This window comes from Devosia sp. SL43 (assembly GCF_021729885.1).
Taxonomy (GTDB): domain Bacteria; phylum Pseudomonadota; class Alphaproteobacteria; order Rhizobiales; family Devosiaceae; genus Devosia.
Genome location: NZ_CP063401.1, coordinates 1,811,665 through 1,834,785 on the forward strand (window position 1 = coordinate 1,811,665; position 23,121 = coordinate 1,834,785).

Here is a 23,121-nt window from a genome sequence, read left to right on the forward strand (position 1 = left end):
CCTCAATCCGAATAGGGGTCTGCGGCATCACGCAGACCATCGCCGAGAAAATTGAGCGCCAGCACCGCAATCACCACGGCACCACCAGGCAACAACAGCCATGGCGCCGAGGCGATGGTCCGCACATTCTGCGCCTCCTGCAGCAGCACGCCCCAGCTGACGATGGGCGTCCGCAGGCCGATACCGAGATAGCTCAGTGCTGTCTCTGCCAGGATCATCCCCGGAATGGCCAGCGACACCGTCGCGATGATGTGGCTGAGAAAGCTGGGCAGCATATGCCGGAAGATGATGCGCACAGGGCCGCAGCCATCGAGCCGCGCCGCCTTGACGAAATCCTCGTTGCGCATGGCGAGGAATCTTCCACGCACCACACGCGCCAGGCTGGTCCAGCCGAGCACCGACAGGATAATGGTGATCAGGAAATACACCTGCAGCGGCGGCACCGATGCAGGAATGGCCGCCGCCAGCCCAATCCACAGCGGAATGGCCGGCACCGACTGGATAAACTCGATGAACCGCTGGATCAGGTTGTCGACCACCCCGCCAAACAGCCCCGATATGCCCCCGATCAGGATGCCGAACACCAGGCTCAGCGCCACGCCGATCAACCCGATCGTCATCGAAATGCGCGTGCCATAGATAGTGCGACTGAGGATGTCGCGCCCCAGACGATCGGCCCCAGCAATGAAGAACGGTTGGCCGACCTCTACCGGTCCGAACAGGTGTCGGTCAGCGGGTATCAGGCCAAACAGCCGGTAGGGCTCGCCGACCACAAACAGGCCAATATCGATCGGCTGCTCCGGATCGGTCACGAAGGTGCGACGGCCGGAATTGTAGTCGATCTCGGATGTGTAGGCGTTGACATGCGGCGCAAACCGCCAGCCATCCCCATCGTCCCGCCCCCACTGGATCGCCTGCGGCGGCGCATAGCTATAGGCCGGATTGTAAGCTTCGAGCGTCACCGGCGCGAGGAATTCGGGGATCAGCGCGACGATATAGGCGAGAATGACGACAACCCCACCGGCGACCCCCAGCTTGTGGCGCAGGAACTTCTGCCAGACCAGCGCCCAATGCCCATCGTAGCCTCGGCCACGCTGATGCTGCGGCGCGACGGGGGCAACCAGCCCGGTGGTTTCGTCGAACGTGCTCATGGATGTGGCTCCCACGGACTTTCACCCAACCACCGGGTCATTCCGGCGAAGGCCGGAATCCATGTCCGTGGCCTGCCGCAGCATCCAGATTGATGCGGGGTCACCGCATGGATCCCGGCCTTCGCAGGGATGACACCGCGAATGTGGAAAGACATGGCCATCCGCCCCTACCCCTGCTGATACCGGATGCGCGGGTCCAACCACGCCAGCAGCAGATCGCTCAGCAACGTCCCGATCACCACCAGCACGCTCAGCATCAGGATGAAGCTGGCCGCCATATACATGTCCTGCGTGCGCAGCGCGTCGAGCAGCAGCGGGCCCGTTGTCTGCAACCCCATGACGATCGCCACAATCGTCCCACCCGAGACGATGTCGACAAAGATGTCGTTCTGCCCCGACACGAACGGGTTGAGCGCATGGCGCACCGGATACTTCATCAGCAGCGCGAACTCGCCCTTGCCCTTGGCCCGCGCCGCCGTGACATAGGGCTTGTGCAACTCGTCCATCAGGTTGGCGCGGATCACCCGGATCACGCTGGCCGTCCCAGCCGTGCCCAGCACGATCATCGGCAGCCAGAGGTGGTTGAGCAGGTCAAGCACCCGCCCCCAGCTCCACGGCGCCTCGAGGTACTCCGGCGAGAACAGCCCGCCGACATTCATGCCAAACCAGGCAAAGGCGATGTACATCACCGCCAGTGCCAGCAGGAAATTGGGAATGGCAAGGCCCAGAAAGCCAAGAAAGGTCGCAAGATAGTCCCCCGCTGAATAGCGGCGCACGGCCGAGTAGATGCCGATTGGAATGGCGACCACCCAGATGAACAACAGGCTCGCGACCGACAGCACGACGGTGAGGCCGAGCCGCGGCCAGATCACGTCCTTGACCGGCAGGTTGAATGAGAATGAGAAGCCAAAATCGCCGCGCAGCAGCACGCCCGATATCCAGTTCCAGTATTGCACCATGACAGGCAGATCGAGCCCATAGGCCCGGCGCATGGCCTCCTGCTCGGCCAGCGGCATGATATCGCCCTGGGCGGCGCGTAGCTCTGCGGTGCGGGTGATGAAATCACCCGGCGGAATGGCAATGACGAGGAAAGAAATCAGCGACACCGCGATCAGCGTCGGGATCACATAGATGATCCGGCGCAACATGAATGATCCCATGGTCGGTCTCCTTTCCGTGCGGCGTTTGCCGGAAGCAACCCCACCCTCATAGGGGGAGGGAGGCGCATGACCACATTCCGAGGATCGCTCGATGCAGCCTCAAGGCACCGGCCAGGCTTCCCTCCCCTTGTGGGGAGGGAATGAGGGTGGGGGTTCTGCGAACGCCGAGGCTCCGCCGCTCCCTCACCAAATAGAAACAGGCCGGCTCCGCTAAAGGGAATGAAACGGAGCCGGCCCCAGTTGGGATGGCCCGATACGGGCCATCCTGCTCGTGGAGAGCGTTACTTGAAAAAGAAGGTCGAGAAGTTCGCTGGCGCCGGGCCCGGATAGAGCCAGCCTTCGATCAGCTCAGCCGGCACGTTGTGCAGGTTGTTCTTGACCGAACGGTAGTAGCCCGCCGGGTTGGCGATGCCGATGGTCAGGAACTCTTCGGCCAGCAGGTCGGTGAATTCCTTCATCAGCGCGGCCTGCTCGTCTCCAACCGTGGTCGGAATGGTCGAGCGCAACACATAAAGACGCTGCACATTGGCCGGTGGCTCGATCGGCGCCCAGCCTTCGGGCAAGGTCGCCTCAGGATTGAGCCGCAGCATGTCCCAGGCGGCCCAGCCGGACCAGTTGCCCAGCGACCAGTAGCCATAGTCGTTCATGAAGCGACCAAGATTGAGCAGTGGCAGCTGGCCACAGCCGTTCTCGCCCACCCACACGGCCGCATCGGCATCCGGCTTGGCGCGCGCATTACCGAACAGCTCGTCCGAGTGGTAGTTGATCGTGACATCGAGCCCGGCCTGCTTCCAGGTGCGTTCGATCAACTGGAACGCGTCGACCGTATCAGGCTTGAAGTCGGCATTGATCTCGACCGAGAACTTGAACGGCTGGCCGTCCGGCCCGACACGCACCCCATCGGGTCCCATCGGGATGATCTTGTCGAGATGCTCAGCCGCTGCAGCCGGATCGAACTCGGTGAATTCCTTGGCCAGCGTCTCGTTATAGAACGGGGAGTTCGGCAACGGCGCCGGCTGGAACGGCTCGCCCTGACCCAGATAGATCGTGTCGATGATCTCCTGGCGATTGATGGCCAGCGATACACCGGCGCGGAAGTCCTTGGAGCCAAAGACCTGCGCCTTGATCGGATCGGGATGGTTCACCGAGAAGCCCAGCACGGCCGTGTTGTAGTCGCAGCTCGTCGCCGGAACGAGGCGATAGTCGCCCGCTTCCTGGCTGTCGAAGAACACGGCACGGTTCTGTGGGGTCGACACATTGCGCGGCGACATGGTGATCTGGCCCTGGATCGACTGCAGCAGCGTCACTTCCGGGTCAGCCGCGACGGTCCACACACGCTCGTCGATATAGGGGAGCTGCTGGCACGAGGGATCGACAGCGAAGTAGTAGGGATTGCGGACATAGGTCACGCGTTCCTTGCCCAGCAGCGTATCGGTGCCGATCCAGGCATGGATCGACGGACGCTCTGGATTGTTGAACTGGGCGGCGTCGCCATAAGAGCCGACATTGCCCTTCCACCAGGCCGCATAATCGGTCGCCCCGGCGGCGGCCATCATCTCGGCCACACCATCGGGGTTCAGGTCGATATCGAACTGTTCCATGTAATGGGCCGGAAACTGCACGACGCGCTGGCCATAGGGGCCGGCCATGTTCTGCAGGAACAGGCCGTTAGGCTGCTCATAGGCGAAGGTTACGGTGTAGTCGTCGACCTTGGTGACGGTGGGCACGGCGCCATTGTTCTTGAGCTCGGCGCGCGGTCCGCCGGTCATGACCTTGGGATTGTTCTCGACGCGATCCCACCAGAAGATGATGTCGTCGGCGGTGAAGGGCTGGCCGTCCGACCACTTCATGCCCTCGCGCAGATGGAAGGTATAAGTCGTCGCGTCCTCGCTGACGTCCCAGCTCTTGGCGATGCCGGGCACCACTTCCGAGCCATCGACGCTCCAGCGCACCAGCGGCTCATAGCCGAACTGACGGAGATCGGCGACGTTGCCACCGCCCCAACTATCGATGAACTGGCCGCCATAGACGCCGATTTCCTCGGCTGGCTGGATCACCAGCGGTTCGAGCGGCAGGCGCTTCGCCACCGGTGGCAACGTGCCCGCATCCACCTGCGCCTTGAGCTGCGGCGCCTCAGTGAAGCCGCTGGCACAGGCATTGGCCACATCCTGCGCCTGCACCGGCAGCGCAATAGCGCCGGGCAAGGCCGTTGTGCCGAGCAGCACCGACGTCACCGTCAGCAGTCGCGTTATGCCAAAACGATCCTTCTGCATTTGCAATCCCTCCCACGAATGAAACTTCGCATCCTCCGAGGTCCGGCCGGTGGGTTGAGCCGGAAGCCTCACCTTCCAAGGGTGCTTATGCACCTCGTAACTAGACCCCACACCTATCGGTTGGATGACGATATGTTGTAAACGTTTTCAAAACAAGGTAGGAATTCCCGACTAGGTCGGCGTCTGCTTTTTTGCTGGTCCGAACCCGGGCAAGACCTCCAGCATGCTGGGGATTTTGATGGCCATTGACGGGTCAACGTGATTGCTAGCTGGGTAGAGAGCGGCGCGACTATGGTGACTATCAAGGATGTGGCGAAGGCCGCCAATGTCTCGATCGCCACGGTATCGCGCGTGGTCAACAACTACGCCCATGTCCGCCCGGCCGTGCGCGAAGCTGTAGCCAAGGCCATTGCCGAACTGGGCTATCGCCCCAACGGCCTCGCCAGCTCATTCCGCACCCAGCAGTCCAACATCGTCGGCGTCCTGCTGCGCCAGCAGCGCACGCCCTTCAGCAGCGCCCTCGCCTACGCCATCGAAACCACCATGTTCGACCAGGGCTACCGTGTCCTGCTCTGCTCCACCAACGGCGACCCCGAGCGCGAGGAAGCCTATCTCGAGACCATGCTCGACATGCGCGCACAAGGCGTCATCATCCGCCCCAGCGCCGCCACGGCCCGCACCGTCAAACAGGTGAACACCCTGCGGGACCGCGGCATTGCCGTCTCCTTCGTCGACATGAAGCCCAAGATGGCCGCCATCAGCTCCGTCGTCTGCGACAATTTTTCCGGCGGCTACCAGGGGATGCGCCACCTGATCGAGCTGGGCCATCGCAAGATCGGCATCGTCGCCGGCAAGATCGCCCAGAAGGGCGGTAGCTTCGACGTTGGCAGCGAGCGCGTGCGCGGCATACGCCAGGCCGCACAGGATCTAGCGACCGATGTCGAGATCGTCTTCTCGCCGCCCTTCGACATCGCCAGCTTCGAAGTCGGCCGCGAAGCCGGCCAGGCCATGATAACGGGTCATCGCGGCCTAACCGCCATCTTCGCCACCACGGACATGCTGGCCATCGGCGTCATGCACGCCGCCCACGCACTCGATCTCGACCTGCCCCGCGACCTGTCGATTCTCGGCTATGACGGCGTCCTCGAATCCTCGGTCACCTTCCCCACCCTCTCCACCATCGCCCAGCCCATCCACGAAATGGGCCAGATCGCTGCCACGACCCTGATCGACCACATGACCGGCGCCAGCAAATCCCCCCGCCAGGTCGTCCTCGAAAACACACTGATCCAACGCAGCTCCACCATCCCCCTCCCCGAGTAGCTCCGCCAAGCATGCTGGAGGTCTTGCTGGCGACAGCAAATTTTACCCTTCAACATGACTTGCAGATAAAATCTGAAAACGATTACAAGATAGCAACCGCGTCCGCACTCCAAGAAGGCACGTCATGTCGTCACCATTCCAGGCCGCCACACCGGCGGAGATAGAACTGGCGCGCCGCCTCGCTCCAATGATCCGCTTCGGCGACAACGAGCCGTTCCTGCCATCGCGCGTCGGTGTCTCGGTGCTGACCAACCCCGGCCGCTCGCCTTCCGCGCCACTCGATATCGCCTTTGCCCCCGGCATCGCCAGGGTCATCGAATATGCGATCTGGTGGGACTGGGACATCCAGCATCTCTACGAGCTTGAACACATCTGGCTGCATCTGGACGCATCCGACGCCCTCGTTTCCGTCGAGGCCAGCGCCCACGGCGGGAAATTCGCCATGCACACAGCCGATGGCGCCCTGCCCATCGAGGCAGGACGCGTAACCCTGATCTCGACGCCAGGCAAACACGCCTTCACTGCCACTCCCGATGGTCAGCGACCGCATGCTGAAATGACGACCGTATGCTGCCAGGAACTCGCCGGGCGCGGTGGCGTGTTGATCAACGACATGTTCCGTGACCAATTGGCCGATGTCAGCCTTGAAGACCATCGCGCGGTTAAACGCTACCTCCAGGCTCGCGCCTTCCTGCCTAGTTTCAGCTTCGGCCAGGTGTTCGACCTGGCTTCGGTAGAGATTGTCAGCTGGCATGATCTGGCGGCTTGGATACCGGGCCAGGTCAAGGCGGTGCTGGACCAGGTGCGGCAGGAACAGCCCCTGCTCAAGGCGGTGTTTCTTGACAGCGGCGATACGCTGGTCGACGAGGCCAGCGAGAAATTCGATGCCGACGGGTATGTGATCGAGGCTGACCTCATCCCCGGCGCGCTCGAAATGGTGCGCTCGCTGGCCGAAGACGGCTATCGGCTGGCACTGGTGGCTGATGGGCGCGTGCGTAGTTTCTCAACGGTCCTAGGTGGCCACGGCATCGCGCCGCATTTCCACGCGCAGGTGATTTCGGAAACAGAAGGATGCTCCAAGCCGGATGCGCGCATGTTCCAGAAGGCCATGAGTTCGCTGGGATTGGAATCCGATGATGCCGAGGCCATCGTGATGGTCGGCAATCACCTGGAGCGCGACATTGGCGGGGCCAACCGGCTCGGCATTGTCAGCATATGGCAGAGCTGGTCCAAGAAGCGTAGCCACGTCCCTGCCGAAGCGATCGAGGTTCCCCGCTACACCATCCGCACCCCCGGCGAACTGCCGGGCCTACTGGCCGATATCGAGCGCCAGATGGCGCGCGACAAAGCCAACCCGGTGCCAGGCTTTGAAGAGTCGCGCCCCACGTAGCGGGAGGAGCGCCGCTTTAGCCGATCTTCCCACCCAGTTCGTCCTCGATATGGATGCGGATGATTTCGTCGAAATCAGCATCGCCGGCAAAGCCAAGCGCGCTGGCACGACGGGCATCGAAGGCCTTGGGCCACCCGGCGACAATGCGGATGATGGTTTCATCGGGTTCGCGGCGGATAAGCGCTGTCGCCTTTGGCCCGGCAACGCGCTCCAGCGCAGCGATCTCTTCACCGACCGTGGCGGCAAGGCCCGGCATGGTGAGATTGCGCCTGGCACCGAGCGCATCGGTATCCATCTCTGCGGCGTGCAGCAGGAAGCCCACCGCAGCGCGCGGGCTGGCAAACCAGTGTCGCACATCCTCGGCAACAGGCAGGATCGCTTCCATGCCGGCCAGCGGTTCACGCAGTATGCCGGAGAAGAAGCCAGACGCAGCTTTGTTGGGCTTGCCGGGTCGGACAACGATGGTCGGCAACCGGATACCGACCCCATCGAGAAAGCCACGGCGCGAATAGTCGGCCAGCAGCAGTTCGCCAATGGCCTTCTGCGTGCCGTAGCTGGTCAGCGGCGTATGCTGCTGGGTATCGCCGATCACCTCTGGTAGCGGCTCACCGAACACGGCGATCGACGAGGTGAAGACCAGTCGCGGCTTGTAGCTGTGCTGGAGACCCGCCTGACGGATCGCCTCGAGAAGATAGCGGGTGCCGTCGAGATTGATCCGATATCCCTTGTCGAAATCCGCCTCAGCCTCCCCCGAAACGATGGCTGCAAGGTGGAAGATGATATCCGGGCGATCTGCGATCAGAGCTGCGGCCGCGCCTTGAGCGGACAAGTCGGTCGCCACCCGGGTGATGGGGATGCTCGCCGTAACGGGACTAGGCTCGACGACATCGGCCAGCGTCAGTCCGGCGATCTCGCGCCCACCGACTTGGCCGGTCTTGAGCAGAGCCGCCACCAGCTTGCGCCCCACCATCCCGGCTGCGCCGATGACCAGTATTTTCATGTGACGATTCCTCCATTAGCCTATGCTGTGCATGGCAAGTATGGGGTGTCCAGCAGGCCTGGCATAAAAACGGCGCCCTTCTGGGCGCCGTTCAATCGGACTTTGTGGTGCGCCGTCGTGGCTGGCGCGCCGAGGATTAGTTGAAGCGGTAGCGGAGCGTGCCGCGCACTTCGTGCAGCCAGTTGTTGTCGGACCAGACGGTGTCTGGTTCTGCCGCGCCGTTGGTAAGCGAGGCGATGTAGACACCGCGGTAGCCAATATCGGCCACGACGGCACCGAAGTCATAGCCGACGCCAGCCATGGCGGCTGCGGCAAAGCTGGTATTGCCGCCCGACGGGACGACAACGCCGGCAGGAGAAGCGATATCGACATGGCTGAAGGCCGCACCGGCACCCACGCCGACATAGCCGAAGGCACCACCAGCAGCGCCGTAGCCGTAGTCACCGCCGAAGGAGAAGTCGTAATAGGCGTTAGCCATGGCCAGAGTCGAGCGCAGCTTGACAGTGTAGTCGCCGGCGCGAACGCCGTAAGATGCATCCTTGGTGACCTTTAGGCCTTCATTGCCGACATAGTCGATGGTGGCATCGAAGCGCAGGCCCGTGCCAGTTTCGTAACCGAAGCCGGCACCGACGCTGTAGCCGTAGCCCATGGCGACGAAGGGGAATGTCGTGACGACTGGAGGGCCGCAGACCACGCATTCAAAAGCGTAGGCCTCTTTGGACCACAACACGTTCGCGGCGGCGCTGCCACGGAGGTAGAACGAGCCCTGGACGCCATAATCCACATCCGGGATTTCGATGATTGGCGGATATTCCGGGAAGTCGGCAGCGAGTGCCGGACCAGCAATGACGGCGGCTCCTGCCACCATGATCGCAGCGATGAGCTTGCGCATGAAATTCGTCCTTTGGGTTGCCACGACACCAGTCGATTGAGCCCAATATCCGTCAATTTCCTTAAAGCTCACTTAACCTAAAAATTTAACCCTAACAGCAGCATAAGGCGGCCAGTCGATAGTTTACAGACGGTAAACAAGACTAGCCGACAATTGTGCTGCGGGGATAACTTCAGGCAACTTCGCGGATGGCTGCTTCAATCTGCGCCACCACTGTCGAGACCAGGGCTGCATCATCGGCCTCGCCCATGACGCGGATTACCGGCTCTGTGCCGGAAGCGCGCACGACAAGGCGCCCGCCAGTACCGAGCATGGCCTGACCATCGGCTATGGCGGCGATGACCTGCTTGTGTTCAAGCGGCTTACCCGACTTGAACTTGACGCTGCGCAGCAGCTGCGGAACCTTGTCGAAGCGCGCGCAGATTTCCGAGACCGGCCGCTCCTGCTGCTTGAGCACTGCCAGCAATTGAAGAGCCGCCACAAGGCCATCGCCCGTGGTGGTGAAGTCCGACAGGATGATGTGGCCCGACTGTTCGCCGCCGACGTTAAAGCCCTTGGCGCGCATGGCTTCCAGCACATAGCGGTCGCCCACCTGGGTGCGTTCCAGCGTCAGCCCTAGCGTCGTCAGGTAACGCTCGAGGCCCAGATTGGACATGACGGTGGCGACAATGCCCCCGCCCAGCAGCATTTCGCGCTCGAGCCAACTCTGGGCGATGACGGCCATGAACTGGTCGCCATCAACCACATTGCCCTTTTCGTCGATGATGATGACGCGATCGGCATCGCCATCGAGCGCAATCCCGATATCGGCCCGCATTTCGCGCACCTTGTCGGCCACTGCCTGCGGTGCGGTGGACCCGACCTTATGGTTGATGTTGTAGCCATCGGGCTCGACACCGATGGTGATGACTTCGGCACCCAGCTCCCAGAGCGCAATGGGGGCGACCTTGTAGGCAGCGCCGTTTGCGCAATCGAGAACCACGCGCAGCCCGGACAGATCGACGTTCCGCGGCAGGGTGCGCTTGGCATATTCGATGTAGCGCGTGCGCGCTTCCTCGTCGCGATGCGCGCGTCCGATATTCATGCCATGCGCCAGCATCGACGTACTGTCGCTATCGATCAGTCGCTCGATATCGGCCTCGACCTCATCGGAAAGCTTGTAGCCGTCGGGTCGGAACAGCTTGATCCCGTTGTCGTCGTAGGGATTGTGCGACGCCGAAATCATGACGCCGAGATCGGCGCGCAGCGACCGTGTCAGCATGGCAACGGCCGGTGTCGGCATCGGGCCGAGGAAGTACACGTCCATGCCCACCGCCGTGAATCCGGCACCCAGTGCGCTCTCGATCATATAGCCCGAGCGGCGTGTATCCTTGCCGATCACCACGCGGTTACGATGTTCACCGCGGACGAATTTGTGCCCGGCAGCCATGCCGATCTTCATGGCGAGTTCAGGGGTCAGCTTCTCGCCATTGGCGAGTCCACGAATACCGTCGGTGCCGAAATATTTCCTGGCCATGTTCTGCCCCTCATTCGTCCTGTCGCAACCGTAGCGCGCAACTGTTAAGACCGCTTTTCGGCGGAAATAACGCAGAAATCGTCAATGCAAAAGGGCCGCCTCGCGGCGACCCTTCCAGATTGTCTATGCGCCTCAGCTACCCGGCTGAGGCTCAAGCCCACCCTCTGGCGGCGCGTCGGGGCGTTTCTTCCCCGACTTGCCGGCCGATGGCACGCCACTGGCCTTGTTGGACGGGCCGCTATCATCCGGACGAACCGGCTGCTGGCCATCCATCAGGGCGCGCAGCTCGTCGCCGGTCAGCGTCTCGTATTCGAGCAGCGCCTGGGCAATCGCCTCCCACTGATCGTGGTATGTGGTGAGGATGTCCTTGGCCGAAGCCTCGCCATCCTCGATCAGCTTGCGCACTTCCTGGTCGATGATGCGGGCCGTGTCGTCGCTCATGTTGGTCGACTGCGTCACCGAGTGGCCGAGGAACACTTCCTGGTCGTTCGACTTGTAACGGACGCGGCCGAGCTTCTCGCTCATACCCCATTCCATCACCATCGAACGGGCAAGGCTCGTCGCCATCTGGATATCACCCGAAGCGCCCGACGTGACCTTTTCCGGACCGAACTTGATGATCTCGGCTTCGCGACCGCCGAACAGCATGGTGAGGCGAGCCAGCGCCTTTTCGCGCGAGAACGAATAGGTATCGCTCTCGGGCAGGGTCATCACCATGCCAAGGGCACGGCCGCGCGGAATGATCGTCGCCTTGTGGATGGGGTCGATGCCCGCAACCTTGAGCGCGATGATGGCGTGGCCGGCTTCGTGATAGGCGGTCAGCTTCTTCTCGTCCTCGGACATAGCCATGGTGCGGCGCTCGGCGCCCATCATGATCTTGTCCTTGGCATCTTCGAACTCGGCATGGGTGACGAAGCGCTTGTTGCGCCGCGCCGCCATCAGGGCCGCCTCGTTGACGAGGTTCATCAGATCGGCGCCGGAGAAACCGGGCGTACCGCGAGCCAGAACCTTGAGATCGACATCCGGTGCAAGCGGCACCTTGCGGACGTGAACCTTGAGCACCTTTTCACGGCCCGACACGTCGGGGTTCGGCACCACGACCTGGCGGTCGAAGCGGCCGGGACGCAGCAGAGCCGGATCAAGCACGTCGGGGCGGTTGGTGGCGGCGATCAGGATGATGCCTTCATTGGCTTCAAAGCCATCCATCTCGACGAGGAGCTGGTTGAGGGTCTGTTCGCGTTCGTCGTTACCGCCGCCCAGGCCAGCGCCACGCTGGCGACCGACGGCGTCGATTTCGTCGATGAAGATGATGCAGGGTGCGTTCTTCTTGGCCTGCTCGAACATGTCGCGGACGCGGCTGGCGCCAACGCCGACGAACATTTCAACGAAGTCCGAACCCGAAATGGTGAAGAACGGCACGTTTGCTTCACCTGCCACCGAGCGGGCAAGCAGCGTCTTACCGGTACCCGGAGGGCCGACCAGCAGCACGCCGCGCGGGATACGACCGCCCAGGCGCTGGAACTTGCCCGGATCGCGAAGGAATTCGACGATTTCCTCAAGATCCTGCTTGGCTTCGTCCACACCGGCAACGTCCTCGAACGTCACCTTGCCATGCGACTCGGTCAAGAGCTTGGCGCGGGACTTGCCGAAGCCCATAGCGCCGCCACGACCACCGCCCTGCATCTGGCGTATGAAGAAGAACCACACGCCGATGATGACGATGAACGGCAGCCAGGAGCTGAGCAGGATCGACCAGAACGGGCTCGATTCAGGGGCACGCGCCGTGATCGACACGCCCTTGTCTTCGAGCCGGTTCACGACATCGGCGCCATCGGGCAGCACGGTTTCGAACCGCGTGCCGTCGCGCAGGGTGCCGCCGACGATATTGTTGGTGATGGTGACGCTGGTGACGCTGCCGGCGTCGACGTCCTTGACGAATTCGCTGTAGCTCTTGTCGGCAACCGAGATCGAGCGGGTCGAAGACTGGAAGACCTGGAACAGGCCCATCAGCATGAAGAGTATGACCAGCCAGATGGCGAAGTTGCGGAAATTTCCGTTCATCAATCCTGTCCCGGAGAGGGCCTGCGCGAGACGGCGCGGCGCGTTTGCCGAATGTATGTCCGGCAATGGGGCGTTACAAGGGCAAGACCTGCGGCCCTTTGGGCGCTCCGTCCAGTCATAATGTCGCGATTGGGTTAATACGCGGTGGGGATTTGGAAGGTTCCATCCGGTCGTGCGAAAGCGCCGCCTGGGATGCGGTTGTCGAATGGAGCAGCGATGGCGAGACCGCAGTCTCGATGGGTAGTCAAAAAATGATGAGGCCGAAGTCTCGCCATCGCGCCGGGATTTTCGCGAGTTTGGACCAGGTACGCTGTATCGCAAGCGCAGCTGCCAGATTCCCCCCGCTCGATGGAAGCGACCTCCCATCCCCGACTATCCCCAGCGCAGATCACTCGTCATGACCGGGCTCCTACGCGGGCGACGGGCACACTGTACGCGCCGATTTGCCGGTGGGGATAAGGGGGATAACCGGAGTTGACTGCGAGATCGGCGCACGCGCCCTCAATCGATCAGCAACTGCACCTTGATGCGTTCGTCGAACGACCAGCCGCCTAGCGCCAGCACCCCGCCGGCTGCATCCCGAACGATCGGCGCCGTGCGGATGGCCTCCGCTGGGGCCGTGACCTTGAAACCCAAAAACTCCTCCAGCCGGTGGCGCGGAAGGTAATCGGCCACGCTGGCGGTCAGGCCGGCTTCGTCCGAGCCGTTGATGATGCGGAAGCGTTCATCCCAGACCAGTTCGCCATGCGGGGGCAGAATTGAGTCGGGCGGCAAGACCCGGCCCGGCTCGCGGGCCACGATCACGGCGCCATCCTTGATGCGGATGACACAGCCCAACACGGTGGTCGCCTTGGGCAGGCCCGCTTCAGCGATGGTCTGGCGCAGCCGCTCGACCTGACCCAATGCGCGCGGCTTTTGCCGTCCGCCGACGATATTGAGCACGCGACCCAGCAGGCGCGTCGAGATGGCTGGCGAGAGGCCAACCAGTGGCGTCAGCTCAATGCGCGCGGCGCCAAAGCCATCAAGCCGCACAATTTCGCTGAAACAGCCATCGGCCATCTGCGCGATGGCGGCATCGGCCTCAGCCATACGCTCGGCGAAGGTTGCGATGGTGGCCGCATCGAGGCCCAGCTCGGCCAGACCGGGCATGGCCTGGCGCCAGCGCACGCGCTCGTAGTGCGTATCGACATTGGACGGGTCGTCAGCAGGGATCAGGCCCGCCGCAACCACCACGGCGCGCAGGGCCTCGGGGTCGATATCGAGCAGCGGGCGATGCACGCGGATGCCTTCGACTTCGGCAATTGGCGCCATGCCCCGCAGGCCCTCGATGCCGCTGCCATGGGCCATGCGCATCAGCACGGTCTCAGCCTGATCGTTGCGATGATGCGCCGTCAGCAGCAGGCCGACGCCGTCGGCAGCCATGGCTGCACCCATCAGACGATAGCGCGCGATGCGAGCCGCTTCCTGCACCCCGCTCTGCGGCTTCTCGCCGGTCCAGGCCAGCCCTGTAGCCGCCAGGTCGAGCGAGCGCGCGAGATCGAGCACCATGGCGACTTCGCCTGATGCTTCGGGCCGCAGGCCATGATCGACCGAATAGACGTGGAGCCGCGGTGGATTGGGGCGGTCCGCCGCCCAGCGCTGTACCAGCAGCAGCAGCGCCAGGCTGTCGGCACCGCCGGAAACGGCCAGGCCAATGGCAGGTTCGCCGGCAATCCCGGCGAACAGCGCTTGGAGGCCCGCTGGCGACGCGATGTCAGGTGCTAGGCGGGCGGGCATTCGGCTCCAGTCTTTTCGGCAGCCAGACGTGCTGCCAACTCAGGCGTGAGGCTGGTATAGGTGGCCTCTACCTGTGCGAAGGTGCGGCAGGCGACCTCGCGCTCCCCGACCCCGGCCATGGACGCACCGAGCTTGATCAGCAGGTCGGGGGCACGCGGGCTGGATGGCGCGGCCTGATAGGCCTTGAGCAGGACATCGGCCGCTTCATTGTAAGCTGATCGCTGCATCAGGGCATCGCCCAGGAAGCTGGCGACATCCGGCGCTTGCGCGTTGTCGGGGTAAAGCGACAGGAACTGGCTGAACTGGTCTTCCGCAAAGGCATAATCGCCCGCGGCCAGGGCCTGATAGCCGGCGGCGAACTGCGCATCTGCGTCCGGATTGCCGGTATTGGCGGCAGCCGGATCATAGCTCAGGTCGATGGGTTGGCCGGTGTTCAGATCGACACCGCCGCTGGCGCCAGTGCCAACCAGCGGATCGGCGGAATTGCCGACATCATCCATCGGCGCGGCTGCGCCTTCGTCAAAGGTCGGATCGAACTCAGCTTCGCCCGGCAGCGGCTGTACGCCCTGTTCGGGGATGACAGTCAGCGGCACGCCGTTGGCGTCGGTTGGCACGGCATTGGGGTCCTGCGGCAACGCCTCGGGCTGCGTCACGCTGCCGGGTTGGGTTGCCGCATCAGGTTTTGGGCCGGCACCGCTTTCAAGTGCCTGCAGGCGCGCCTCGTTGCGGCTGACCAATTCCTGCAATTGCGTGAGCTGGAAGGTCAGGCCTTCGACCTGGCCATTGAGCACGCGGTTCTGCTCTTCGAGCTGCTGCAGGCGCACCAGCAGCTGCGCCACGTCCTGGCCCTGGGCTACGAGGATAGGCGCCTGCTCGTCGCTGCGCACCTGCCCGACATTGGCCGGCGGCGTGTTGAAGATGGCGGCATTGACCAGCGCCGGGGTTGCGATCCCGATGGCCAACGCGGCGGCAAAGGCCACACCCATGCGCGCCTTGGTGGATTTGGTCGTCTTCAAGAAACTGCCTCCAGTCGTCCTGCCTTATGGCAAGGAACCATGAACCTTCGAAGGCACGCGGATAAAGGCAAATTTTGGTCAAAAGAAAGCGCCCGGGCCAATTACGCGGCTCCGGGCGCTCTTGCCTCCAGTTTGCACTGGATCGCTTCGGCTCCGCCCTAGGGCAGAGCCGGTTTATTGTTACTGGACGACGGTGACCGCGCGGCGGTTCTGCGACCAGCAGGAGATGTCGTTACAGATCGCCACCGGGCGTTCCTTGCCGAAGGACTGGCTGGTTATGCGGGCCTGGTTGACGCCACGCGACACCAGGTAGTTCACCACGACCGAAGCGCGGCGGGCGCCCAGGGCGATGTTGTATTCACGGGTACCGCGCTCGTCGGCATGGCCTTCGATCATGATGCGGTAGTTCTGGTACTGGTTGAGCCAGGCAGCCTGCTTGTCGAGGGTGGCCGAGGCTTCCGAGGTCAGAGAGCTCGAATCGGTTTCGAAGAACACGCGGTCACCGACCGACACCAGGAATTCCTGCTGGCTGCCCGGAGCGCCACCGCCCGGCCCGAGATTGCCGACACCGGTCGGCATGGTGTTGGGCGTGCGCGAACAGGCCGCAATGACCACGACGAAAAGCAGCATGGCGGCAGCGCGCAATGCGGTGTTGAGGGGTGCGGTAATGACCACGGGGAGCTCCTGAAAGGCGATAATCTTAAGTACGGCATTTACCGCGCTTAATCTTAAGGCCGGGTTTTCCAGGAAGGTTAATCTTGTCCTATCGCGGCGCGAATGTGGCGGGAATCCTGGCTTTTTCGTGATGGTGCTGAATTGCCACAGGATATGGGGGCGTTCACGTTAAGGTTAAGTGGGGTGGGCGCACTGTTGCCCGCCACTGCCACGATGTCATTCCGGCGAAGGCCGGAATCCATGCGGCGAGCCAACCGCAATCTGGATGCTGCGGGTAGCCACGGACCTGGATCCCGGCCTGCGCCGGGATGACATCGTGGGTGTTGGTTGTCAGGCGGACGATAGCCGGTAGAGCGCCGAACCATGGCTTGGCAGCGTCGCGGAGACATCGCCGGAGACAATGCCAACGTCCCGCCCGGCCCACAGATCGCGCACGGCGACCGTGCCGGTTACACCCAGCCGCGAGAGCTTGAACGGCACCACTTTCTCCGCCTTGGACGTATTGAACAGCGCCAGGTAGTGATCGCCATTCTCCGCCCGGGCGCTCCAGATGCGCGTGCCGTCCAGCTCGAAATGCGGCCGGTTGTCGGTGGAGCTCTGGTTGACCGCGAGCACTTCGGCATTGGTCAGAAGGGCCAGCGTGGCCTCGTCGAGATGGCGCAGGTCGCCGCCCATGATCAGCGGCGAGCGGGCGATGGACCACAGGGTCATCAGCGTCTGCTGCTCGTCGGGCGTGAAATTGGTGTCGCGGTCGCCGAGCGCGAGACGGCCGAGCGGCAGCATGTCGGCATCGGGCCAGGCGCCTGGCTGGCGCCAGGGGTTCCAGTTTTCGAGACGGGTGAACTGGGCATCGAGCATGGCCCATTCGTCCCAAAAATCGTCACTGATGCGCCACATCTGGGCATGTTGCTGCACATGGGCACCGCGCAGCAGCGGCGTTTCGCCGGGCGACAGCGACAGCACCATCGGTCGGCCAGAGTTGCGGGCCGCCAGCGCGGAGGCCTCGATCTCGGGCGCATGCGCATCGTAGGGCCGGCTCATATCGTCCATCTTGATGAAGTCGACGCCCCAGGAGGCGTAGAGCGCGAAGATGGAGTCGTAATAGGACTGAGCGCCAGGCTTGCTCATGTCGACGCCGTACATGTCAGGGTTCCAGCTGCAGATGCTGGAGGTGTCGGCGATATCGGCGGCGTGGAGATTGGTGCCGAGGACTGGCAGGTTCTGCTCGACTGCGAGCCTGGGGATGCCGCGCATAATGTGGATGGCGAATTTCAGACCCAGCGCGTGGACCTTGTCGGCGATGGGCTTGAAGCCGGCACCATTGGCGGCTGAGGGGAAGCGGTTGAGCGCCGGCGTCACCCGGCCATAGCCGTCCATCGTCGGGACGGGCTTGGCATTGTAGGTGTAGCTCTGCGCTGCCGGCTCGTACCACTGGATGTCGATGGTGAAGACATCATAGCCCGACGGCAGCAGCTTGTCGGCCATGATGGCAGCTGTTTCCAGCGCCTGCGCCTCGTTGATCGTGGTGGCAAAGCTGTTCCAGCTGTTCCAGCCCATGGGCGGGGTCGGGGCGAGGATGGTCATGGAGACACCTGATCTTGAAAACAAGCGCGACTATTCAGTCGACCTTCCCTCCCCCTTGAGGGGAGGGATCGAGGGTGGGGGTCCGTCGGCAGTCCACTAAAACGACCCCCTCCCCAGCTTCGCTATGGCCTGCGGCCAAGCTGCGCTACCCTCCCCTCAAGGGGGAGGGTGGGCAAGAGCCCAAGTTTTCGGACTAAGCCCGCAAGCCCGACCAGGCCGGATCGCTGGCATAGCTCTCGGTCGGGATGGTGAGCAGGTTGCGGCCCCAGATGTCGACGCTCATCAGCTTGGGGCCGTCATTGCCGCCCGGATCCTGGAAGAACATGATGACGCGGCCGTTCGGGGCCCAGGTTGGGCCTTCGGCGTGGAAGCTCGAATAGAGCATGCGTTCGTTGGACCCGTCCGGGTTCATGACGCCGATATTGAACTGGCCGCCCGACTGGCGGGTGAAGGCGATCATGTCGCCCGTCGGCGACCAGACCGGGGTCGAATAGCTGCCCTGGCCGAAGCTGATACGCTGGGCATTACCGCCGCCAGCACCCATCATGTAGATCTGCGGCGAGCCGCCACGATCGCTTTCGAACACGATGCGCGAGCCATCGGGCGAGAAGGACGGACCGGTATCGATGGCCGCGCCCGAGGTGAGCTGGGCCGGGCTGCCGCCGCCAGTGCCCACGGAGTAGATGTTGGTCGCGCCGCTCTGTTCGACCGAGAACACCACCGTGCCACCATCGGGCGAGAAGCGGGGCGCGAAGGTCATGGCGCCGACATTGGCCAGGCGCTGCTGACGGCCGGTCGACAGCTGCAGCAGATAGACCTGCGGATTGCCCTCGGCGAAGTTCATGTAGACGACCATGTCGCCATTGGGCGAAAAGCGCGGCGTCAGCGCCATCGAGCTGCCGTCGGTCAGGTACTGCACATTGGCGCCGTCCTGATCCATGATGGCGAGGCGACGCACGCGATTGGCCTTGGGGCCGCTTTCCGCCGTGTAGATGACGCGGGTATCGAAATAGCCCGAACCGCCGGCCAGCGCTGTGTAGATGGCGTCGGAAATGATGTGCCCGACCCGTCGTGAGGAATTTGGATCGGTATTGTAGCTCTGGCCGACCACCTGCGCCGCCTGCCGCGTGTCCCAGACACGGACCGAGGACGAGATCGTGCCACCACGTTCGACGCCGCCCATGACCAACGCGTCGACATTGGCAGTGCGCCACACATTGAAATCCGGGGTGGCATTGACGTCGCCGACAGCGACCGGGAGCGATGCCGGATCGAGCGGCAGGAACAGCCCCGAACGGCGCAAATTGTTGCGCACGATATCAGCGATTTCGCGGCCGAAGGTCGGATCGGACGACGCGAAATCCGGGACAGCGATCGGCAGCGGCTGAAAGTTACCACCACGCACATCTACTTCGACCTGCGCTGAAGCCGTACCGCCGGCCGCCAGAATAGCGCCGGCCGCTAGGCCGAGTTTGAGTGTGTGTCGACGTGTTACGAGTGTCATTTGCCGTGCCTTGAATTGTCTCTTGTGTCGGTGGGGTTTGAAGAACCCGATATTATTCTCTCGCGTCGAAGTTGAGGCGAACGTTCATGCCTGCCGCCATCACATATGGACCGCAGGCGCTCACCGCGCGCATGGCCGCATTTGCATAGGCCAGAGTAGTCGAGTCAGATACTTCGCTCGCCAGCTTTGGCGCGCTGGGCTGTCCCTGGGCGTCGAAAATGACATCCACTTTAGCAGTGGAGCCCATTTCCGGCGCGCCTATCGGCATGACCAGACATCCCTTGATCTGCGCTGACAAGGCCCCAATCGCTGTTGCACTTAGGGTAGCCGACGTGCCTGTCGTATCGCCCAGTGTCGGCGAGCCGCCCTGGCCTGTCGTCGCTCCCGTTGTGTCGTCCCGATTGATGATGTTGGAAATGTCGTCGGCAAGTGTCGCATCGAGCTGCGGCGCTGGCTGTTCCTGTTCGACCTGCTCCGCCGCAGCCGCCTGGCGAACCCGCTCCTCTTCCTCACGCTTCTTGCGCTCGGCTTCGGCGGCAGCAAATTGCTCGCGCAACTGGGCCAGATTGCTCGGGCGCGATGCCGGAACGGGGGCCGCGACAGCCGGCGTCACCGGCTCCGGCGTCGGTTCGGGCGGCGTCGGCTCAGGTTCGGGCTCCGGCTGTGGTTCAGGTTCAGGCTCAGGCGCAGGTTCGGGCTCCGGTGCAGGAGCAGGCGTGGCGACCGGCGTCGGCCGGGTCTGCGGCGTGGGCGGAACCACGGGTTCGGGTGTTGGCTCGGGCACTGGCTCCGGCTGCGGGGCAGGCTCGGGAGTGGGCTCTGGTTCCGGAGTCGGTTCGGGCTCGGGTGCCGGGGTCGGCTCCGGCTCGGGTTCCGGCGTCGGCTCGGGCGTCGCCTGTGGCGCAGGGGCGCTATTGGTCACGGGTGCCGGCGTTGGCAGATCGGCGGGCGACGGGGTCGGCTGGTCCTGCTCGGTATTGCCGGTAGGCTGGGCGACCTCGGCCGGCTGATCGTCTTCGACGATCGAGGGCGTATCGGTCTCGACGACGGTGCTGTCGAGCTGGCCGGCGCGGATATTGGCATATTCTTCGATGGGCACTAGATCGACTGCAATCGACTCGACAACCGGCGTCAAAGGCTCCGCAAACCCCAGGTTGATGAGACCTATGGTGAGAACCGCGAGGTGGGCAACGATCGAGACGGTTACGCCGGTACGCATCGGACTGGACTACTGATCCGGCTGCGTAATGAGGCCGATCTTGGAAAAGCCTCCAGCCGACAGCAGGCCCATGACCCGCATGACTGCGCCATAGTTGGCGCTGGTATCGCCGCGCAGGAAGATGCGATCCTCGGCGCCGTTGACGCCCATTGTGTTGAGCTGATTGATCAACTCGCCTTCAGCAACCGGCGTCTCGTCGATATAGACCGCGCCGTCTGGCGTGACGCCGACGGTGACCGGATCGGCCTGGTTGGGCATGGCTGCAGCCGACGAGGTCGGCAGGTCGATCGGCACGCCAGCGGTCATCATCGGCGCGGCGACCATGAAAATGATCAGCAGCACCAGCATGACGTCGACCATCGGCGTGATGTTGATCTCGCTCATCACCGCTTTCTTGCGGCCGCGACGACGGCGACCCCCGCCTCCGCCACCTGCTGAAACACCCATCGCCATATCAGCGGCTCCGCGCTTCGAGCTGGCGGGAAAGGATGGTGGAGAATTCGTCGGCAAAGCCCTCAAGGCGCCCGATCATCTTGGAGGCGTCAGCGGAGAGCTTGTTATAGGCGATAACCGCCGGGATAGCGGCAACGAGGCCAATGGCGGTGGCGAACAGCGCCTCGGCGATGGGGCCGGCGACGACGGCAAGGCTGGTGTTGGACGAGGCTGCGATGGCGGTGAAGGCATTCATGATGCCCCAGACCGTACCGAACAGGCCGATAAACGGGCCGGCCGAGCCGATGGTGGCGAGGAAGCCGAGGCGCTTTTCGAGGGCTTCGCTCTCGCGGGCAATCGCGACATCGAGCACCTTGTCGAGGCGCTGCTGCATACCGACGAAGCTAGCGGCATTCTGCTCGTGGCTGCGCTTCCATTCCTTCATCGCAGCGACGAACACCGCGCCGAGGCCGCCCGAAGGCTTCTCGGCCTGCTGCTGATAGAGCTCTTCCAGCGACTGGCCGGACCAGAATGTGCGCTCGAACCGGTTCATTTCGCTATTGGTACGGCGATAGGTGATTGTCTTGTCCACGATGATGGCCCAGCACCAGATCGAGGCGCCCAGCAGCCCGATCATCACCGATTTGACGATCCAGTCGGCGGCCCAGAACAGGCCCCATATGGACAAATCGGTGTGCGGAGCAACGGCCCCCACAGCATCCATGGCTTCCATGTCGTGATCCTTTTCGGCCCGGTTCGTATCGACCGACCCACTAGCATCAGGCGATGGGGTCGAAATCTGTCAAAATTAAGAGAAATGCCCGGTTTACCGGGCCTTTGCGGACCGACATACGAGCACGTGATCGCTTTGCCGCAATTATGGTCAAGAACTGGTTAACAAATGGAGTCCGAGGGACTGTGGCAGCTGCATGGCGGGCATGATGCCACCCACTAAGCTTTGGTACCAAACCGCTCGATGATCGCCCGCGGCATCCGCGCCGGGCCGCCTGATGTCTTGATGGCCACAACCATGACCGTGGCACGCGTCAGCACCGTCTCATCGCGCAGAATGGACTGGGTCAGCGTCAGCCGCGCCCCGCTGATGGCGGCGACTTCCGTCGTGACCGTCAGCAGATCGTCGATATGGGCGGCGCCATCGAACTGGATATCCATCGAGCGGACAGCAAAGGCGATGCCCTGCGCTGCCAGTTCGGAATGGTGGATCCCCTCATCGCGCAGGAATTCGGTGCGGCCGCGCTCGAAGAACTTGAGATAGGCCGCGTGATAGACATTGCCGGAAAAGTCGGTGTCTTCGTAGTAGATGCGGACCGGAAAGCGGTGCTGCGTCATGTGGTGCCACCCAGTTCGACCAGCACGATTTCGGGGCGCGTGCCCAGCCGGATCGGCCAGCCGGAATAGCCCAGACCAGCGCTGACGATCAGGTGGCGCTGCCCCTCGACGTAGTGGCCATGCACATATCGGCTGCCATGGCGCGACGGCACCACCGGCGTCTGTCCGAACAGCCGGACCTGACCGGCATGAGTATGGCCCGACAGCGTCAGCGCCACGCGATCGGGTGTGTCGGGGAACAGGTCGGGCTCATGCGCCATCAGGATGATGGGTTCGTCGCCATCGATCTGCGCCAGGGTGCCGTCGAGGTCGTCGACGCCCAGACCGCGGCCATGATCGGAGTGGCGCGGCTCGAAAGCGAACTGGTCGCCCAGACCCGCCAGCCAGAACGCTCCGCCGGGGGTGGCGATGCGCTGCGCCTGGTTGGTATAGACCGGGATGCCCACCCCCTGCAGGGCAGCCTCGGCAGTCGTGATCCGCCCGGCGGGAAGATCGGCGCGCCGATAGCCGTCGTAGTCGTGATTGCCGAGTACGGCATGGACGCCCAGCGGTGCCTGAAGTGTGGACAGTTCGGCGGCCCATTCCTTCGGGCGAAGATCGCGGCTGAAGCGCGGACCGGCGGCATAGTCACCCAGCAGCAGGATGATATCGGGGTTGAGCGCATTGGCCTCGGCGCAGATGGCGCGCAGCCGCGCCGCATCCATGAAGGGCGTGCAGGCGTGGAAATCGGTCAGAACGGCGATGCGGAGCCGCATGCCGGGGGACCAATTGGCCAACCGTGGCTGATAACGGGCGACGT

19 protein-coding genes are annotated in these 23,121 nt (G+C 63.3%); 2 read left to right on the top strand and 17 right to left on the bottom strand.

Annotated elements, in window-relative coordinates:
- Window positions 1–2: 2 nt before the first annotated feature.
- The 3 genes from IM737_RS08885 to IM737_RS08895 form a co-directional block, all read right to left on the bottom strand.
- Complete coding sequence (locus tag IM737_RS08885; protein WP_236899558.1) at window positions 3–1,151, bottom strand: ABC transporter permease; 1,149 nt, start codon at window positions 1,149–1,151, stop codon at window positions 3–5.
- A gap of 167 nt (window positions 1,152–1,318) precedes the next feature.
- Window positions 1,319–2,311 carry an ABC transporter permease gene (locus IM737_RS08890; protein WP_236899559.1) on the bottom strand — a complete coding sequence of 331 codons (993 nt, stop codon included), beginning with the start codon at window positions 2,309–2,311 and terminating at the stop codon, window positions 1,319–1,321.
- Window positions 2,312–2,592: 281 nt separating this feature from the next.
- On the bottom strand, window positions 2,593–4,584 hold the full coding sequence (locus IM737_RS08895) for an ABC transporter substrate-binding protein (protein ID WP_236899560.1): 1,992 nt from the start codon (window positions 4,582–4,584) through the stop codon (window positions 2,593–2,595).
- 291 nt (window positions 4,585–4,875) lie between these two features.
- Between IM737_RS08895 and IM737_RS08900 the strand changes: the two genes are divergently transcribed.
- Window positions 4,876–5,907 (top strand): LacI family DNA-binding transcriptional regulator, encoded by a 1,032-nt coding sequence (locus tag IM737_RS08900; protein ID WP_236899561.1) that lies wholly within the window; start codon window positions 4,876–4,878, stop codon window positions 5,905–5,907.
- Window positions 5,908–6,031: 124 nt separating this feature from the next.
- Window positions 6,032–7,297: an HAD family hydrolase gene (locus IM737_RS08905; RefSeq protein WP_236899562.1), complete on the top strand. Its 1,266-nt coding sequence runs from the start codon at window positions 6,032–6,034 to the stop codon at window positions 7,295–7,297.
- Window positions 7,298–7,313: 16 nt separating this feature from the next.
- On the opposite strand, the gene denD is transcribed toward IM737_RS08905, so the two are convergent.
- The 14 genes from denD to IM737_RS08975 form a co-directional block, all read right to left on the bottom strand.
- On the bottom strand, window positions 7,314–8,297 hold the full coding sequence (gene denD / locus IM737_RS08910; protein ID WP_236899563.1) for a D-erythronate dehydrogenase: 984 nt from the start codon (window positions 8,295–8,297) through the stop codon (window positions 7,314–7,316).
- 136 nt (window positions 8,298–8,433) lie between these two features.
- Window positions 8,434–9,189, bottom strand: coding sequence for an outer membrane protein (locus tag IM737_RS08915; RefSeq protein WP_236899564.1), 756 nt, complete (start codon window positions 9,187–9,189; stop codon window positions 8,434–8,436).
- Between the two features lie 172 nt (window positions 9,190–9,361).
- A complete protein-coding gene (gene glmM, locus IM737_RS08920) occupies window positions 9,362–10,705 on the bottom strand; it encodes a phosphoglucosamine mutase (protein WP_236899565.1) in 1,344 nt (447 codons plus the stop codon).
- 132 nt (window positions 10,706–10,837) lie between these two features.
- On the bottom strand, window positions 10,838–12,766 hold the full coding sequence (gene ftsH / locus IM737_RS08925) for an ATP-dependent zinc metalloprotease FtsH (protein ID WP_236899566.1): 1,929 nt from the start codon (window positions 12,764–12,766) through the stop codon (window positions 10,838–10,840).
- A 501-nt stretch (window positions 12,767–13,267) separates the two neighbouring features.
- Complete coding sequence (gene tilS / locus IM737_RS08930) at window positions 13,268–14,542, bottom strand: tRNA lysidine(34) synthetase TilS (RefSeq protein ID WP_236899567.1); 1,275 nt, start codon at window positions 14,540–14,542, stop codon at window positions 13,268–13,270.
- Window positions 14,527–15,558: a hypothetical protein gene (locus IM737_RS08935; RefSeq protein ID WP_236899568.1), complete on the bottom strand. Its 1,032-nt coding sequence runs from the start codon at window positions 15,556–15,558 to the stop codon at window positions 14,527–14,529. The genes tilS and IM737_RS08935 overlap by 16 nt, the downstream gene beginning before the upstream one ends.
- A 180-nt stretch (window positions 15,559–15,738) precedes the next feature.
- Window positions 15,739–16,227, bottom strand: a complete 489-nt coding sequence (gene pal, locus IM737_RS08940) for a peptidoglycan-associated lipoprotein Pal (protein WP_236899896.1) — start codon at window positions 16,225–16,227, stop codon at window positions 15,739–15,741.
- A 336-nt stretch (window positions 16,228–16,563) separates the two neighbouring features.
- Window positions 16,564–17,817, bottom strand: a complete 1,254-nt coding sequence (locus tag IM737_RS08945; protein ID WP_236899569.1) for a glycoside hydrolase family 27 protein — start codon at window positions 17,815–17,817, stop codon at window positions 16,564–16,566.
- 193 nt (window positions 17,818–18,010) lie between these two features.
- Entirely contained in the window at window positions 18,011–19,321 is a 1,311-nt protein-coding gene (gene tolB / locus IM737_RS08950) for a Tol-Pal system beta propeller repeat protein TolB (protein ID WP_236899570.1), read from the bottom strand.
- 52 nt (window positions 19,322–19,373) lie between these two features.
- On the bottom strand, window positions 19,374–20,540 hold the full coding sequence (locus IM737_RS08955; RefSeq protein ID WP_236899571.1) for a hypothetical protein: 1,167 nt from the start codon (window positions 20,538–20,540) through the stop codon (window positions 19,374–19,376).
- Window positions 20,541–20,549: 9 nt separating this feature from the next.
- Window positions 20,550–20,987: an ExbD/TolR family protein gene (locus IM737_RS08960; protein WP_236899572.1), complete on the bottom strand. Its 438-nt coding sequence runs from the start codon at window positions 20,985–20,987 to the stop codon at window positions 20,550–20,552.
- Between the two features lie 7 nt (window positions 20,988–20,994).
- Entirely contained in the window at window positions 20,995–21,696 is a 702-nt protein-coding gene (tolQ, locus tag IM737_RS08965) for a protein TolQ (RefSeq protein ID WP_236899897.1), read from the bottom strand.
- A 227-nt stretch (window positions 21,697–21,923) separates the two neighbouring features.
- Window positions 21,924–22,322 carry a tol-pal system-associated acyl-CoA thioesterase gene (ybgC, locus tag IM737_RS08970; protein WP_236899573.1) on the bottom strand — a complete coding sequence of 133 codons (399 nt, stop codon included), beginning with the start codon at window positions 22,320–22,322 and terminating at the stop codon, window positions 21,924–21,926.
- On the bottom strand, window positions 22,319–23,077 hold the full coding sequence (locus IM737_RS08975; protein ID WP_236899574.1) for a metallophosphoesterase: 759 nt from the start codon (window positions 23,075–23,077) through the stop codon (window positions 22,319–22,321). The genes ybgC and IM737_RS08975 overlap by 4 nt, the downstream gene beginning before the upstream one ends.
- Window positions 23,078–23,121: the final 44 nt, after the last annotated feature.

What these genes read in the sequence shown, in the direction of transcription:
- IM737_RS08885 (WP_236899558.1), bottom strand. Translation starts at nt 1,151, where the DNA reads ATGAGCACGTTCGACGAAACCACCGGGCTGGTTGCCCCCGTCGCGCCG.
- IM737_RS08890 (WP_236899559.1), bottom strand. Translation starts at nt 2,311, where the DNA reads ATGGGATCATTCATGTTGCGCCGGATCATCTATGTGATCCCGACGCTG.
- IM737_RS08895 (WP_236899560.1), bottom strand. Translation starts at nt 4,584, where the DNA reads ATGCAGAAGGATCGTTTTGGCATAACGCGACTGCTGACGGTGACGTCG.
- IM737_RS08900 (WP_236899561.1), top strand. Translation starts at nt 4,876, where the DNA reads ATGGTGACTATCAAGGATGTGGCGAAGGCCGCCAATGTCTCGATCGCC.
- IM737_RS08905 (WP_236899562.1), top strand. Translation starts at nt 6,032, where the DNA reads ATGTCGTCACCATTCCAGGCCGCCACACCGGCGGAGATAGAACTGGCG.
- denD (WP_236899563.1), bottom strand. Translation starts at nt 8,297, where the DNA reads ATGAAAATACTGGTCATCGGCGCAGCCGGGATGGTGGGGCGCAAGCTG.
- IM737_RS08915 (WP_236899564.1), bottom strand. Translation starts at nt 9,189, where the DNA reads ATGCGCAAGCTCATCGCTGCGATCATGGTGGCAGGAGCCGCCGTCATT.
- glmM (WP_236899565.1), bottom strand. Translation starts at nt 10,705, where the DNA reads ATGGCCAGGAAATATTTCGGCACCGACGGTATTCGTGGACTCGCCAAT.
- ftsH (WP_236899566.1), bottom strand. Translation starts at nt 12,766, where the DNA reads ATGAACGGAAATTTCCGCAACTTCGCCATCTGGCTGGTCATACTCTTC.
- tilS (WP_236899567.1), bottom strand. Translation starts at nt 14,542, where the DNA reads ATGCCCGCCCGCCTAGCACCTGACATCGCGTCGCCAGCGGGCCTCCAA.
- IM737_RS08945 (WP_236899569.1), bottom strand. Translation starts at nt 17,817, where the DNA reads ATGACCATCCTCGCCCCGACCCCGCCCATGGGCTGGAACAGCTGGAAC.
- tolB (WP_236899570.1), bottom strand. Translation starts at nt 19,321, where the DNA reads ATGACACTCGTAACACGTCGACACACACTCAAACTCGGCCTAGCGGCC.
- IM737_RS08955 (WP_236899571.1), bottom strand. Translation starts at nt 20,540, where the DNA reads ATGCGTACCGGCGTAACCGTCTCGATCGTTGCCCACCTCGCGGTTCTC.
- IM737_RS08960 (WP_236899572.1), bottom strand. Translation starts at nt 20,987, where the DNA reads ATGGGTGTTTCAGCAGGTGGCGGAGGCGGGGGTCGCCGTCGTCGCGGC.
- tolQ (WP_236899897.1), bottom strand. Translation starts at nt 21,696, where the DNA reads ATGGATGCTGTGGGGGCCGTTGCTCCGCACACCGATTTGTCCATATGG.
- ybgC (WP_236899573.1), bottom strand. Translation starts at nt 22,322, where the DNA reads ATGACGCAGCACCGCTTTCCGGTCCGCATCTACTACGAAGACACCGAC.
- IM737_RS08975 (WP_236899574.1), bottom strand. Translation starts at nt 23,077, where the DNA reads ATGCGGCTCCGCATCGCCGTTCTGACCGATTTCCACGCCTGCACGCCC.